This is a genomic window from Subtercola boreus (genome assembly GCF_003399625.1).
Classification (GTDB): Bacteria; Actinomycetota; Actinomycetes; order Actinomycetales; family Microbacteriaceae; genus Subtercola; species Subtercola boreus_C.
This window is the reverse complement of the sequence record NZ_NBXA01000026.1, coordinates 120503-134272: the sequence shown is the minus strand read 5'-3', so window position 1 is coordinate 134272 and position 13770 is coordinate 120503. Positions and strand designations below refer to the sequence as shown.

17 protein-coding genes are annotated in these 13770 nt (G+C 65.4%); 16 read left to right on the top strand and 1 reads right to left on the bottom strand.

Going from position 1 to position 13770, the window contains the following annotated elements:
* Nucleotides 1-36 precede the first annotated feature (36 nt).
* Nucleotides 37-1941: a BglG family transcription antiterminator gene (locus tag B7R21_RS14060; RefSeq protein WP_116283876.1), complete on the bottom strand. Its 1905-nt coding sequence runs from the start codon at nucleotides 1939-1941 to the stop codon at nucleotides 37-39.
* A 157-nt stretch (nucleotides 1942-2098) separates the two neighbouring features.
* Here B7R21_RS14060 and B7R21_RS14055 point away from each other — a divergent pair, with 157 nt between their 5' ends.
* From B7R21_RS14055 to rpsI, 16 genes are all read left to right on the top strand, one after another.
* Nucleotides 2099-2503: a PTS sugar transporter subunit IIB gene (locus B7R21_RS14055; protein WP_116283875.1), complete on the top strand. Its 405-nt coding sequence runs from the start codon at nucleotides 2099-2101 to the stop codon at nucleotides 2501-2503.
* Nucleotides 2500-2769, top strand: a complete 270-nt coding sequence (locus B7R21_RS14050) for an HPr family phosphocarrier protein (protein WP_116283874.1) — start codon at nucleotides 2500-2502, stop codon at nucleotides 2767-2769. Before B7R21_RS14055 ends, B7R21_RS14050 begins: the two co-directional genes overlap by 4 nt.
* On the top strand, nucleotides 2759-4450 hold the full coding sequence (gene ptsP / locus B7R21_RS14045) for a phosphoenolpyruvate--protein phosphotransferase (RefSeq protein WP_116283873.1): 1692 nt from the start codon (nucleotides 2759-2761) through the stop codon (nucleotides 4448-4450). The genes B7R21_RS14050 and ptsP overlap by 11 nt, the downstream gene beginning before the upstream one ends.
* A gap of 58 nt (nucleotides 4451-4508) precedes the next feature.
* Nucleotides 4509-6125: a PTS mannitol transporter subunit IICB gene (locus B7R21_RS14040; protein WP_116283872.1), complete on the top strand. Its 1617-nt coding sequence runs from the start codon at nucleotides 4509-4511 to the stop codon at nucleotides 6123-6125.
* 52 nt (nucleotides 6126-6177) lie between these two features.
* Nucleotides 6178-6615, top strand: a complete 438-nt coding sequence (locus B7R21_RS14035; RefSeq protein ID WP_116283871.1) for a PTS sugar transporter subunit IIA — start codon at nucleotides 6178-6180, stop codon at nucleotides 6613-6615.
* Nucleotides 6615-7763, top strand: coding sequence for a mannitol-1-phosphate 5-dehydrogenase (locus tag B7R21_RS14030; protein ID WP_116283870.1), 1149 nt, complete (start codon nucleotides 6615-6617; stop codon nucleotides 7761-7763). The genes B7R21_RS14035 and B7R21_RS14030 overlap by 1 nt, the downstream gene beginning before the upstream one ends.
* 87 nt (nucleotides 7764-7850) lie before the next feature.
* Nucleotides 7851-8072 (top strand): translation initiation factor IF-1, encoded by a 222-nt coding sequence (infA, locus tag B7R21_RS14025; RefSeq protein WP_055811571.1) that lies wholly within the window; start codon nucleotides 7851-7853, stop codon nucleotides 8070-8072.
* 78 nt (nucleotides 8073-8150) lie between these two features.
* Nucleotides 8151-8267, top strand: a complete 117-nt coding sequence (gene rpmJ / locus B7R21_RS14020; protein ID WP_104242511.1) for a 50S ribosomal protein L36 — start codon at nucleotides 8151-8153, stop codon at nucleotides 8265-8267.
* Between the two features lie 135 nt (nucleotides 8268-8402).
* On the top strand, nucleotides 8403-8777 hold the full coding sequence (rpsM, locus tag B7R21_RS14015; RefSeq protein WP_104242513.1) for a 30S ribosomal protein S13: 375 nt from the start codon (nucleotides 8403-8405) through the stop codon (nucleotides 8775-8777).
* Between the two features lie 62 nt (nucleotides 8778-8839).
* Nucleotides 8840-9238, top strand: coding sequence for a 30S ribosomal protein S11 (rpsK, locus tag B7R21_RS14010; RefSeq protein WP_104242515.1), 399 nt, complete (start codon nucleotides 8840-8842; stop codon nucleotides 9236-9238).
* A 168-nt stretch (nucleotides 9239-9406) separates the two neighbouring features.
* Nucleotides 9407-10396 (top strand): DNA-directed RNA polymerase subunit alpha, encoded by a 990-nt coding sequence (locus B7R21_RS14005; RefSeq protein WP_116283869.1) that lies wholly within the window; start codon nucleotides 9407-9409, stop codon nucleotides 10394-10396.
* 64 nt (nucleotides 10397-10460) lie between these two features.
* Nucleotides 10461-11033, top strand: a complete 573-nt coding sequence (gene rplQ / locus B7R21_RS14000; RefSeq protein WP_116283868.1) for a 50S ribosomal protein L17 — start codon at nucleotides 10461-10463, stop codon at nucleotides 11031-11033.
* A gap of 124 nt (nucleotides 11034-11157) precedes the next feature.
* Entirely contained in the window at nucleotides 11158-11718 is a 561-nt protein-coding gene (locus B7R21_RS13995; RefSeq protein ID WP_116283867.1) for an Lrp/AsnC family transcriptional regulator, read from the top strand.
* 21 nt (nucleotides 11719-11739) lie between these two features.
* Entirely contained in the window at nucleotides 11740-12615 is an 876-nt protein-coding gene (gene truA, locus B7R21_RS13990) for a tRNA pseudouridine(38-40) synthase TruA (protein ID WP_116284255.1), read from the top strand.
* Between the two features lie 162 nt (nucleotides 12616-12777).
* Nucleotides 12778-13224 (top strand): 50S ribosomal protein L13, encoded by a 447-nt coding sequence (gene rplM / locus B7R21_RS13985; RefSeq protein WP_116283866.1) that lies wholly within the window; start codon nucleotides 12778-12780, stop codon nucleotides 13222-13224.
* A 44-nt stretch (nucleotides 13225-13268) separates the two neighbouring features.
* Nucleotides 13269-13754: a 30S ribosomal protein S9 gene (rpsI, locus tag B7R21_RS13980; protein ID WP_116283865.1), complete on the top strand. Its 486-nt coding sequence runs from the start codon at nucleotides 13269-13271 to the stop codon at nucleotides 13752-13754.
* The last annotated feature ends 16 nt before the right edge of the window (nucleotides 13755-13770 follow it).

Sequence of the window (13770 nt, the reverse complement as noted above, 5' to 3'; positions counted from 1 at the left end):
GAGAGAGCGCCTGTTCAAGGCGCTCTCCGCCGACACTCACTTGTCCATCAGGTGCACGAGTTCCTCGATGAACGCGGCGAAGTCCGTCGACCCGCGAATCAGCTGCAGCACGTCGTCCCGCTCGGAGAAGACCTCGACGAACTGGTCGAAGATGCTCTGGAACGAGTTGCGCCCGCTCGAGGAGAAGGCGATGAGCGCGATCACGTTCACCCGGTTCTCGCCCCAGTCCATGGCCCGGTCGTTCACAGCGATTGCGATCGCGGTGCGGTTCGCGCTCATCAGCATCGAATGCGGAACGGCGACGGAGTCGGTGAAGGCGGTCGACGACATCCGCTCACGTTCGATCGCCCCGTCGATGTAGGGCTGGTCGATGATGCCCTGCGCGAGCATCCGGTCGCCCAACTGGGTGATCATGTCGACCTCATCGACCGCCGCGAGGTTCCGCACGAAGAGGTCTTCGCTGAAGTAGAGCAGCAGGTCGTCCTTCAACTGCCGGCGTCGTTGGTGCCGGCGCACCCGGCGTACCGCTCGGCGCACCGTGTCGATGTCGTCGTCGGTCAGGAACGTCTGCACCAGCACCGCGTTGTCGCCGAGGGCGAGCGCCGGCACCGTCGTGATGGTGAGGTCTGTGGTGATCTCCGAACGGTCCACATCGGTGCGGGTGATGATCTTCTCGACCCGTACATCTTCGCCGAGCGCTTCTTCGAGCCGCCGCAGCATCATCAGGTGGATGTCGTAATAGTTCGGGAAGATCAGGGTGCAGGTGACCATCTCTTCGCGCCGGGCCTGGCGTTCGAGGTGGGATCCGACATGCAGGGCGATGTACGCGATCTCGTCGTCGTTGATCGTGATGGACTCTTTGCGCTGGATCTCGCTGGCGATGAAGACGGCGAGTTCATAGGTCATCGGGTACGAGGTCTTGATCGAGCGCGTCATCGGGTTGCGCGAGTACGAACTCACCCGCGCCCGCGCCACGAGGTTCCGCACGTGCAGGGCGAGACGCACGGCGAACTCGTCACCGTCGAGGTCGACGAGATACTGCTCACCGGCCTTCCGGGCGATCCTCCGCACGAACTCGACGTCGTCGGTGAGGCCGAGTGTGTCCGTCTGCTCCTCCACGGGCAGGTCGTGCCCGGGCGTGATCACCCGTGTCGTCAGAAGCAGCACGAGGTGGTCGAGGTCGGCGTTCGACAGTGTCACCGTGAAGTGGGTGCGCATGAGGCGATGGATGCCCGCCCCGAGTTCGGCGGGCGGCACGGATGCCCCGGGGTCGACATCCGCGGCCCCCAGCACCAGGTCCTTCTGGGTGCGGTCGACCGCGATCGCCACATGCAGCAGCACGCTGTCGAGTCCGAATTCGTTGACGAAGTAGCCGCCGGAGTCGAGCAGTGCCAGCAGATCTGTCTTGAAGGCCGTGAGGTTGGCCGATCCGAACTCCTTCTGGATGCGCTCGACCTCGATGAAGCCGCGGGCGCTCTCGTCCCGGAACATGCGGCTCACGAGGCGCCGCCGGTTCTCCTCGCCGCCCTGGACCGAGACGATGCTGCCCTGGCGAGCCAGCGTGAGACCGGCCTCTTCGAGGAGCGGCCTGGCCTTCCGGAGATCGGCTTCGATGGTCGACTCGCTCACGAAGAGGCTGGCGGCGAGCTCGTAGACGTCGACCCCGTCCGTCGACTCGTTCAGGCGCCGCACGACGTGGTGCAGCCGGTCGCGCGGTGAGTCCGGGCGGCCCAGCCAGTTCGCGTAGGCGTCACGGTTCAGCCGGTAGCCCTCGGCCGACGACGAGATGATGTCGAGCGGTTCTGCCGCGGCCTTCGCCGCCGTGACATAGCTCCGGACGCTGCGGGTGGTCACTCCCAGACGGTCGGCGAGCTGGCTCGACGTCGTCCAGCCGTCGTTCTCGGCGAGGAAGTCGAGCAACCGTTGACGTCTGTCGCTCATGGCCTGAAACTCTACAGGCCGAATCTCACGGCGCTTTCCGCGGGGGGCGGAAAGTTTTCTGCTGGAACACACGGCTCGTTTTCAGCAGACTTGCCTGAGTACCTGTTTCGGGGCCTGTTGGATGCGGCCCGCACGATCGCGCAAGGAGGCGAGAACCGTGAAGAACATCCTTGTCGTCTGCGGTGCAGGCGCCTCCAGTACCTTCCTCGCCCACCGCATGCGCCAGGCGGCGAAGGCCCGGGGATTCGAGGCCACCGTCAAGGCCGTGAGCCAGTCCGCGATCGACTCCCGGATGCCCGGGATCGACGTGCTCCTGGTCGGGCCGCACCTAGCGGACGAGCTGTCGGTTCTCACAGAGATCGCTGCCGGTTACCACGTGCCAGCCGCACTGCTGCCCGAGGACGTCTTCGGCGCCGGTGGTGAAGAGGCCGCACTGGACCTCGCGATCGAAACCCTCCGTGCCTCTGGCTCTGTCCTCTCGGCCGCCCCCGTCCCGGCCGCCGCCTTCCTGCCTGCCCCGTCTCGACCATCCACCCCGACAACCACGGAGAACATCTCATGACCGAACGCACTGCTCAGATCGCCTCGTCGCACGGGCTGCATGCTCGCCCCGCCTCGCTCTTCACGCAGGCTGTCGCCAAGTCCGGCGTGAAGGTGAACATCGCCAAGGGCGACGGCAAGGCAGTGAATGCTGCGAGCATCCTCGGCGTCATCTCGCTCGGCATCGAGTCGGGCGACACGGTGACCATCTCCTCCGACGACGCGAACGCCGATGCGATCCTCGACGACCTCGCCGCGATGCTGGGGCGCGACCTCGATGCCGAGTAGTTCCGCCACCACCCTGCTCCACGGTGCGGGCATCGGCCGGGGACTGGCCATCGGCCCTGTCGTCCGGATGCCCGCACCCCTGCCCGAGCCGGAGGCCACCCCGTCGACGCTCACTCCGGCCGCCGAGCTGGATCGCGCATCCGCTGCCCTCCAGGCGACGGCCGCAGACATCCGGGCTCGCGGTGAGCGCGCAGGCGGCACCGCGCACGACGTTCTCGAGGCGCAGGCGTTCATGGCGGAGGACCCCACTCTGGCCGACGATGTCGAGGCACGAGTGCAGGGCGGATTGACCGCCGAGCGCGCCGTCTTCGAAGCGTTTGCGAGTTTCCGCGATCTGCTGGTGAGCATGGGCGGCTATATGGCCGAGCGCGCAACCGACCTCAATGACGTCTCGCAGCGGGTCGTCGCGAATCTCCGCGGTGTGCCCGCGCCGGGCATCCCCGACCCCGACTTCGCCTTCGTGCTCGTGGCGAGCGACCTGGCTCCCGCCGACACAGCTCTGCTCGACCTCGACAAGGTGCTCGCACTGGTCACCAGCGAAGGGGGGCCAACGTCACACACCGCCATCCTCGCCCGGGACAAGGCGATCGTGGCCGTCGTCGGCGCTGCCGGCGCGCTGGAGCTCACCGACGGCCAGACCGTCATCGTCGACGCGAGCACGGGTTCGATCACGGCCTCCCCGAGCGATGACGAAGTGACCCGCGCCGAGCAGACCCTCGCTGAGCGGAAGGCCCGTCCCGTCGCGCCGACCGGCGCCGGCAGGCTCGCCGACGGAACCACCGTGCCGCTGCTGGCGAACCTCGGCTCCGCGGATGCCGCAGCCGACGCGGTGGCAAAGGGTGCGGAGGGCGTGGGGCTCTTCCGTACCGAGTTCCTGTTCCTCGACTCGACCTCGGCTCCGAGCGTCGAGGCGCAGCAGGAGCAGTACACCAAGCTTCTGGCGGCATTCCCCGGTAAGAAGGTCGTCGTGCGGGCGCTCGACGCGGGAGCGGACAAGCCGCTCAGCTTCCTGAACGACTCCGACGAGGAGAACCCGGCCCTCGGTCTGCGGGGCCTGCGGGCCCTCCGTGCGAACGAGCAGATCCTCCGCGACCAGCTCACAGCGCTCGCCAATGCCGCGGCCGTGACAGAGGCTGACCTCTGGGTGATGGCCCCGATGGTCTCGACTGTCGAGGAGACGCGGTACTTCACGGCTCTCGGCCGCGAACTCGGGCTGAACACGCTCGGCGTCATGGTCGAGGTGCCCTCGGCAGCTCTTCTCGCCGACCGCATCCTCGCCGATGCGGACTTCGCGAGCATCGGCACCAACGACCTCACCCAGTACACGCTCGCAGCCGACCGTCTTCTGGGTTCGGTTGCGGCGTTCCAGGATCCGTGGCATCCGGCTGTGCTCCGCCTCGTCGGCGAGGTCGGCCGTGCCGGCCAGACGCTCGGCAAGCCGGTCGGCGTCTGCGGTGAGGCGGCGGCAGACCCGCTGCTCGCCGTCGTTCTGACGGGACTCGGGGTGACGTCGCTCTCGATGTCACCCGCTGCGCTTGCAGACGTGCGTGCGGAGCTCGCGCTCTACACGCTCGAGCAGGCACAGGAGTTCGCCGCTCTCGCCCTGGCGGCGAACTCGGCGTTCGAGGCCCGCGCCGCTGTGCTCGAGGCCACCACAGCACCATCAGAACGATCCGTATGACACTCGGCACCCCCAGCACCCACCCCCACAAAACCCCCGCACACAAAGGAGACAGGTCATGACGACGACGTCACAAACCCAGACCGGCGCCCCCGCCGGCGCCGCACAGAAGGGAGGAACCCGCGTCGCCGTCCAGCGATTCGGAACGTTCCTCTCCGGAATGGTGATGCCCAACATCGCCGCCTTCATCGCCTGGGGCCTCATCACGGCCCTGTTCATCAAGACCGGCTGGCTCGCCCAGTTCGGCATCCTCGTTCCGATCATCGGCGGATTCCCGAACGCTGACGGCACCGAGAACGTCGGTCTCGTCGCGCCCATGATCACGTACCTGCTGCCCCTGCTCATCGCCAACACCGGTGGCCGGATGATCTACAACACCCGAGGCGGTGTCGTCGCCGTCATCGCGACAATGGGTGTCATCGTCGGCAGCCCGGTACCGATGTTCATCGGCGCCATGGTGATGGGTCCGCTTGCGGCCTACATCATGAAGCAGGTCGACAAGATCTGGGCCAACAAGATCAGGCCCGGCTTCGAGATGCTCGTCGACAACTTCTCGGCCGGCATCCTCGGTGCGATCCTCGCGATTGCGGGATTCTTCCTCATCGCACCGCTGATCACCGCCCTGAGCGCTGCGCTCGAATCGGCCGTGAACTGGCTGGTCAGCCTCGGGCTGCTGCCGCTGGCGTCGATCCTGGTCGAGCCCGGCAAGGTGCTCTTCCTGAACAACGCGATCAACCACGGTGTGTTCACACCTCTCGGTGTGCAGCAGGTCTCGGAGTCGGGTAAGAGCATCCTCTTCCTGATCGAGGCGAACCCCGGCCCCGGCGTCGGCATCCTGATCGCCTTCGCGATCTTCGGTGTGGGTCTTGCCAAGGCCAGCGCCCCCGGCGCGATCATCATCCAGTTCTTCGGCGGCATCCACGAGATCTACTTCCCGTACGTGCTCATGAAGCCGATGACGATCATCGCCGCGATCCTCGGTGGCATGACCGGCGTGTTCGTGAACGTGCTGTTCCAGACGGGACTCCGCGCTCCGGCCTCACCCGGGTCGATCATCGCGATCCTGATCCAGACCGCGCCTGACTCCTACGTCGGCGTGATCCTGTCGGTCATCGCATCGGCTGCCGTGTCGTTCTTCGTCACCGCGATCATCCTGCGGGCCACCCGCAAGCGTGACCTCGCTGCAGAGAACGCCGGAGACCTGAGCGCCGCCATCGCGCAGACGCAGGCCAACAAGGGCAAGCAGAGCTCGGTGCTCGGCCACCTGCAGGCAGACGGACTCGCGAATGAGGCGGGTGGCCTGGCCGATCTGTCGACCCGCGACCCCGAGTCCGCCGAAGAGGTGTCCCGCGCCCAGGAGGCGCAGTCGATTCCCGCCGTGCACAACATCGTGTTCGCCTGCGACGCGGGAATGGGCTCGAGCGCAATGGGGGCGTCGGTGCTTCGCAACAAGATCAAGAAAGCCGGCATCACGGACGTTACTGTGGTCAACAAGGCGATCTCGAACCTGACCGACGACATCGACCTGGTCATCACCCACCAGGACCTGACCGCCCGGGCGAAGCAGCAGTCCCCGAGTGCCGAGCACGTCTCGGTCGACAACTTCATGTCGAGCCCGAAGTACGACGAGATCGTCGGGCTGCTCGAACGCCAGCACAACACCGAGAAGGCGTAAGCGAAAAGCCTCGCCCCACCCGCACAACGCATGACAAGGAGACGGAATTCTCATGAGCGACGTATTGACGCTGAACTCGATCAAGATCCACGGAACGGCCGAGACCAAGGAGGACGCGATCGCCGAGGCGAACGACCTCCTGCTCGCGGCCGGCGCGGTCACGAACGACTACCTGGCGTCGATGCTCGAACGTGAGACGTCCGTCTCCACCTACATGGGCAACTACCTCGCGATCCCGCACGGCACGAACGAGGGCAAGGATGCGATCCTCGACTCTGCGCTCTCGTTCGTGCGGTACTCGAAGCCCATCGACTGGAATGGTGAAGAGGTGCGCTTCGTCGTCGGCATCGCCGGCAAAGACGGAGGGCACCTCGACATCCTCTCGAAGATCGCCCTCATCTTCAGTGATGAAGACGAGGTCGAGAAGTTGCTGAAGGCCCCGAGCGACGAAGCCGTGTTCGCGCTTCTCTCCCAGGTGAACGAGGACTGATGAAGGCCGTTCACTTCGGTGCAGGCAACATCGGTCGCGGATTCGTCGGCCTGATCCTGCACAACGCCGGCTACGAGGTCGTCTTCGCCGATGTCAACGCCTCTCTCATCGACGCACTCGCGGCGGCGCCGACCTACGACGTCTTCGAGGTGGGGCTGTCGCCCCGCACATGGACGGTCGACAACTTCCGGGCACTGAACAGCTCGGCCGACGAGGCTGGTGTGGTCGCTGAGATCGCGTCGGCCGACATCGTGACGACCGCTGTCGGTCCGAACATCCTCCGTTTCGTGGCACCCCTGATCGGGCGGGCGATCCAGGCCCGCTCGGCATCGGATGCTCCGCTGCAGGTGATGGCCTGCGAGAACGCGATCAACGCGACGGATGCTCTGCGGGGGCACATCGAGACCGCACTCGGCGCCGACTTCGCTGCCGTCTCGGCGCGGGCCGTCTTCGCGAACACCGCCGTCGACCGCATCGTGCCGGGACAGGCACCGGATGCCGGCCTCGACGTGACCGTCGAGGACTTCTTCGAATGGGCCATCGCGTCGGGTCCGTTCGGGGACGCTCTGCCGAACATCCCCGAGGCGCACTTCGTGCCCGACCTCGCCCCCTACATCGAGCGGAAGCTCTTCACGGTGAACACCGGCCATGCTGCGACGGCGTACTTCGGTGCGGCAGAGGGAATTGCTCCTGTCGCTGAGGCGATCGCGGTTCCCGACATCTTCACGAAGGTGAAGGCTGTGCTCGAGGAGACGAAGTCACTCCTCGTCGCCAAGCACGAATTCGACCCGAGCGTGCAGGAGGCATATCTGGAGAAGAACCTCCAGCGCTTCGCGAACCCCTACCTGCCCGACACCGTCGACCGCGTCGGGCGCGCACCCCTCCGCAAGCTCAGCCGCAACGAGCGGTTCATCGGGCCGGCCGCCCAGTTGGCCGAGCGCGGGATCGAGCCGGCTGCCCTGCTGGCGGCCATCCGCGCTGCTCTCGAGTTCGACGTGCCCGCCGACCCCGAGTCGGTCGAGTTGCAGCAGATCCTCGCCTCGAATTCGGCAGAAGACGCAGTGACCCGGATCACAGGTATCGCAGACGGTCACCCGCTGTTCCCGGCCCTGGTGCAGACGTTCGCATCGGTCATCTCCAGCCGCTGAAAGCTGTGGTAGACTCGATCTTTGGTGTCACGACACCGAAACAATACACGCACGACCAGTAATCAATACTTATACAGACAGTGAGTTATGGCCAAAAAAGACGGTGTCATCGAGATCGAGGGCGCAGTGGTCGAGGCTCTTCCCAACGCGATGTTTCGCGTTGAGTTGACCAACGGACACAGAGTTCTTGCCCACATTTCGGGCAAGATGCGACAGCACTACATCCGTATCCTCCCTGAGGACCGCGTGATCGTGGAGCTCAGCCCCTACGACCTCACCCGTGGTCGTATCGTCTACCGCTACAAGTAGCGGTCACAGGTAACGAACGCTGGAAAGTAACGGCCCGCCGCTCTCGGCGGGTACGAAGACAGCGATAGGAACAGAACAATGAAGGTCAACCCCAGCGTCAAGCCGATCTGCGAGCACTGCCGAGTCATTCGCCGGAACGGCAACGTCATGGTCATCTGCAAGTCCAACCCGCGTCACAAGCAGCGCCAGGGCTAGGCAGCAGTACCCCGTTTTATAGCAGGGCCAGAATCCCGGCCGTCTCCGCGAGGAGCGGTCGGGAGACACCCGCGGTTGGAGGCCGCGGCACAGGCACTGCTACAGACCTCCACTCACTAACAGGAGCATGCCACCATGGCACGTATTGCAGGAGTAGACATTCCGCGCGACAAGCGCGTGGAGGTCGCACTGACTTACATCTACGGCGTCGGCCGCACGAGGGCCCTTCAGACCCTCGCCGACACCGAGATCTCGGGTGACGTTCGCGTCAAAGACCTCACCGACGAGCAGCTGGTCGCCCTGCGCGACCACATCGAAGGCGCGTACAAGGTGGAGGGTGACCTCCGCCGTGAGGTTGCAGCCGACATCCGCCGCAAGGTCGAGATCGGCAGCTACCAGGGCATCCGTCACCGTCGCGGCCTGCCCGTGCACGGCCAGCGCACCAAGACCAACGCTCGTACCCGTAAGGGCCCGAAGCGCACCGTTGCAGGCAAGAAGAAGGCCCGATAGCCAACACTTCCGGGTTCAGGCCCCGAAGCACGGCATCGCCATAAACGTTTTAGGAGAACATCATGGCAGCACCAAAATCGGCCGCTCGCAAGCCGCGGCGTAAAGAGAAGAAGAACATCCCCGTGGGCCAGGCCCACATCAAGTCGACGTTCAACAACACCATCGTGACGATCACCGACCCGTCGGGTGCCGTGCTGAGCTGGGCCTCGTCCGGCACCGTCGGCTTCAAGGGCTCCCGCAAGTCGACTCCGTTCGCAGCCCAGCTGTCGGCCGAGTCGGCCGCCCGCCAGGCGCAGGAGCAGGGTGTCAAGAAGGTCGACGTCTTCGTCAAGGGTCCGGGTTCGGGTCGTGAGACGGCGATCCGTTCGCTCCAGGCCGCAGGCCTCGAGGTCGGAACGATCAACGACGTCACGCCGCAGGCGCACAACGGTTGCCGCCCGCCCAAGCGTCGCCGCGTGTAGCGGTTCCTTTCCACAGCCCCAGCGGCGTGACTCCTCCACGGGGTCACGCCGCTCAGGCCGTTCAGCTGCGGTGCGCGAGCACCGTGAAAACTCAACAACGTCGGGCTCGCCACCCTGTACGCAAACGCAAGTGTCATATAGCGGACACTTAGCCGAAAGGAATCAACAGTGCTCATTGCACAGCGTCCAACGCTCACCGAAGAGAACATCTCGGAGTTCCGTTCACGGTTCGTCATCGAACCGCTGGAACCCGGCTTCGGTTACACCCTCGGTAACTCCCTCCGTCGCACTCTGCTCTCGTCCATTCCAGGTGCAGCTGTCACGAGCATCCGCCTCGACGGCGTGCTGCACGAGTTCAGCACGATCCCCGGTGTGAAGGAAGACGTCACCGAGATCATCCTGAACATCAAGGGACTAGTCGTCTCGAGTGAGCACGACGAGCCGATCACGGCCTACCTGCGGAAGCACGCATCGGGCCAGGTCACGGCGGCCGACATCTCGGCTCCTGCCGGTGTGGAGATCCACAACCCCGAGCTCGTCATCGCCACCCTGAACGACAAGGCGAAGTTCGAACTCGAGCTCATCATCGAGCGTGGCCGCGGCTACGTCTCGTCGACCCAGAACCGAAGCGAGTTCAGCGAAGCGGGCCAGATCCCGATCGACTCGATCTACTCGCCCGTGCTCAAGGTCACCTACCGCGTCGAGGCGACTCGTGCCGGTGAGCGCACCGACTTCGACCGCCTGGTCGTCGACGTGGAGACGAAGCCGGCCATCACGCCGCGCGACGCCATCGCGTCTGCCGGCCGCACGCTGACAGAGCTGTTCGGCCTCGCCCGCGAGCTCAACACTGCCGCTGAGGGCATCGAGATCGGCCCGGCTCCTGTCGACGCCGTGCTGAGCTCGGAGCTCGCCGTTCCGATCGAAGACCTCGATCTGTCGGTGCGTTCGTACAACTGCCTGAAGCGCGAGGGAATCAACACCGTCAGCGAGCTCGTTGCGCTGAGCGAGACCCAGCTCATGAACATTCGCAACTTCGGTCAGAAGTCAGTGGATGAAGTCAAGGACAAGCTCGTCGAGCTTGGCCTGTCGCTGAAGGACACGGTGCCCGGATTCGACGGCGCCCACTTCTACGGTGGCTACGACGACGAGAACATCTAACCCCACTTGATTCCGCTTCGGCCCCGGCCGGACGACTCACGACCTACTCACTGGAGAAAACGAAATGCCTACCCCCACTAAAGGGCCCCGCCTCGGCGGAGGGCCGGCGCACGAGCGCCTGCTGCTCGCGAACCTGGCTGCCCAGCTGTTCACGCACAAGAGCATCAAGACCACCGAGACGAAGGCCAAGCGCCTCCGCCCGGTAGCCGAGCGACTCATCACGTTCGCGAAGAAGGGCGACCTGCACGCTCGTCGTCGTGTGCTCGCGACCATCGGTGACAAGACCGTCGTGCACGAGCTCTTCACCGAGATCGCGCCTCTCGTCGCCTTGCGCGACGGCGGCTACACCCGCATCACGAAGCTCGGATTCCGCAAGGGCGACAACGCTTCGATGGTTCAGATCGAGCTCGTTCTCGAGCCCGTGACGCCGAAGGTGCGCTCGACCCGCAGCTCCACCGCCGCGGCGCCTGTTGCCGACGACACCGTCGCTGACGACACGGATTCCGACGAGGCCGCAGTGCCCGCCGAGGAGACCGAGGCTGTCGAGGCCAGCGAGCCCGTCGCTTCGGAGGAGCCCACCGAGGCCGCCGCCGAGGTTGAGGCTGACGCGGCCGAGAAGGCCGACGACGCGAAGTAGGCTGCTCGTCTGATCGCTTGGAGAACCCCGGTTGCCGAAATCTGGCAGCCGGGGTTCTTTTTGACCCCAAAAGATAAGATATACTCATATTCACTTGTCATAGGGGCCAAAAGGTGGAGTACGAATGAAGAAGCGCAGTCTGTTCACGGCGAAGATCACGGCAGGATTGGAGGGCCCCGAGGTCGGCCTCGACGGCAAAGACGTTGCCCTGCTCAGGGAGCTGGCGAGGGATTCCCGGCAGTCCCAGCGGGCGCTCAGCCGAAAGGTGGGCATGTCGCCGCCGGCCGTGGCGGAGCGGCTGTCGCGATTCGAGAGAACCGGCGTGGTCAAGCAGTACTCCGTCTCGATCGACTGGTCCCGTCTCGGGCTCGGGGTCATCGCCGTGGTGAACATCACCCTCACACCCGAAGCCGACCGCCAGTGCACCATCGAAGCGCTGGGTGAGCTGCCCGAGCTGGAGCAGCTCACCATCGTGACGGGCCGCTACGACCTCACCGCCCGTTTCCGGGTGAGCGATCAGCCGCACCTCCGCGAACTGATCCTCGAACGCGTACCGGCGCTCCCGGGCATCCTGCGCACGGAAACTCTCCTGGGTCTTGGTACTGTCGACACCGACGACTTTGCGTCGAGAATGTTCGAGACGTACCCCGAGGGTGCCGAGCTGGGGGCAGTGCCCGCAATCTGAGAGGCGGGGTGCGTGGTCGGCGTGGCTGATGCGGTTCGGGTGCGTTTCGACCTGGCCTATGAGGGAACCGACTTCGCCGGCTGGGCGAAGCAGCCCAGGCTCCGCACCGTGCAGGGTGAACTCGAGGAAGCCCTCCGGCGGCTGTATTCGGGGCTCGGGGTCCTGCCGTCGCTGGTGGTCGCCGGTCGAACGGATGCCGGGGTGCACGCCAGGGGCCAGGTCGTGCACCTCGACCTGACCCCTCAGCAGGCCGGCAACATCGAGATCAGCCGGATAGCCCTGAGCGTCAACGGCGTTCTGGGTCGACCCGTCGACATCGTGGTGCGGCAGACCTCCGTCGCCGGCGAGGGCTTCGACGCGAGGTTCTCCGCCCTGTGGCGCCGGTACGAGTACCGCATCGCCGACAGCCTTCCGGTGCGGAGCCCGCTGACCCGCCGCACCACGGCCTGGACGACGAAGGTGCTCGACGTCGATGCCATGCAGGAGGTGGCCGATGAACTTCTCGGGCTGCACGACTGGGCCTCGTTCTGCAAGCCGAGGGCGTTCGCCACGACCATCCGCACCCTCCAGGACTTTCGGTGGAGACGCGCCGACGACGGGGTGGTGACGGCCACGCTGCAGGCCGATGCCTTCTGCCACAGCATGGTGCGGGCTGTGGTGGGCGCTTCCGTGGCGGTCGGCGAGGGGCGGTTGAGCCTCGCGGAGGTGGTCTCGCTCCGAGACGCTCTCGAGCGCACCAGCGCCTTCAAGGTGATGCCGGCCAGAGGATTGACGCTGATGGCGGTCGGGTACCCGGATGCGGCGGGCCTCGCTCGACGGGCCGAGGAGACGAGGGCCCACCGTTCGCGCGAGGCGTTGGCTGAGGCGCGACTGGAAATGATCCGCCAGATAGGCTAGTGTCGACCCTTGGTGTGCAACAGTTCTCTGTGCCGCCCGAAGTTGAGCCCTCCACGGGCCCGCTCTCTCGCCCACGAAACCGTCATTCGGTGTGTGCGAACGGAATCGGCCACGGAGTGGGATTCACGGACACCTCATTTCGACCAAGAAAGCACTATCACTGTGACTCGTACCTACTCTCCCAAAGTGAGCGAGATCGTTCGCAACTGGGTCATCATCGACGCGACCGACGTCGTGCTCGGCCGTCTGGCCAGCCACGCCGCGATCATCCTGCGCGGCAAGAACAAGCCGACCTTCAGCCCGCACCTCGACGGCGGCGACTTCGTGATCATCATCAACGCCGAGAAGGTCGCCCTCACCGGCTCCAAGGCTGCCCAGAAGATCGCCTACCGCCACTCCGGTTACCCGGGAGGCCTGTCGTCGATGAACTACACCCAGCTCCTCGAGACGAACCCGACCCGCGCCGTCGAGAAGGCGATCCGCGGCATGCTGCCGAAGAACTCGCTCGGCCGCGCACAGCTGACGAAGCTGAAGGTCTACACCGGCAGCGAGCACCCGCACTCCGCCCAGCAGCCCGTTCCCTACACCTTCGACCAGGTCGCGCAGTAGCGCCCGCCGGTCATCAGACTTCAGACAAAGGATTCGTAACCAAAGTGGCGAAAATTTCAGATCAGATCGACGTGGCTCCCGAGAGCTACTCGACCGAGACCCCGACCGAAGAGACCCCGAAGGCTGCTCGCCCCGTGCTGAGCGTCGGAGGAGCGGCCGTCGGCCGTCGCAAGCAGGCCATCGCCCGCGTGCGTCTCACGCCGGGTGCCGGCACCATCGTCGTGAACGGCCGTGAGTTCGAGGACTTCTTCCCGAACAAGCTGCACCAGCAGCTCATCAACGACCCGTTCAAGCTGCTCGACCTGCTCGGCAGCTACGACGTCATCGCGAAGATCTCGGGTGGTGGCCCCTCCGGCCAGGCCGGGGCCCTCCGCCTCGGCATCGCCCGTGCCCTCAACGAGATCGACGAAGAGAACAACCGCGCGACCCTGAAGAAGGCCGGCTTCCTGAGCCGCGACGCGCGCGTCAAGGAGCGTAAGAAGGCTGGTCTCAAGAAGGCCCGTAAGGCTCCCCAGTTCTCCAAGCGCTGACGCCAGCGGCGTTCAG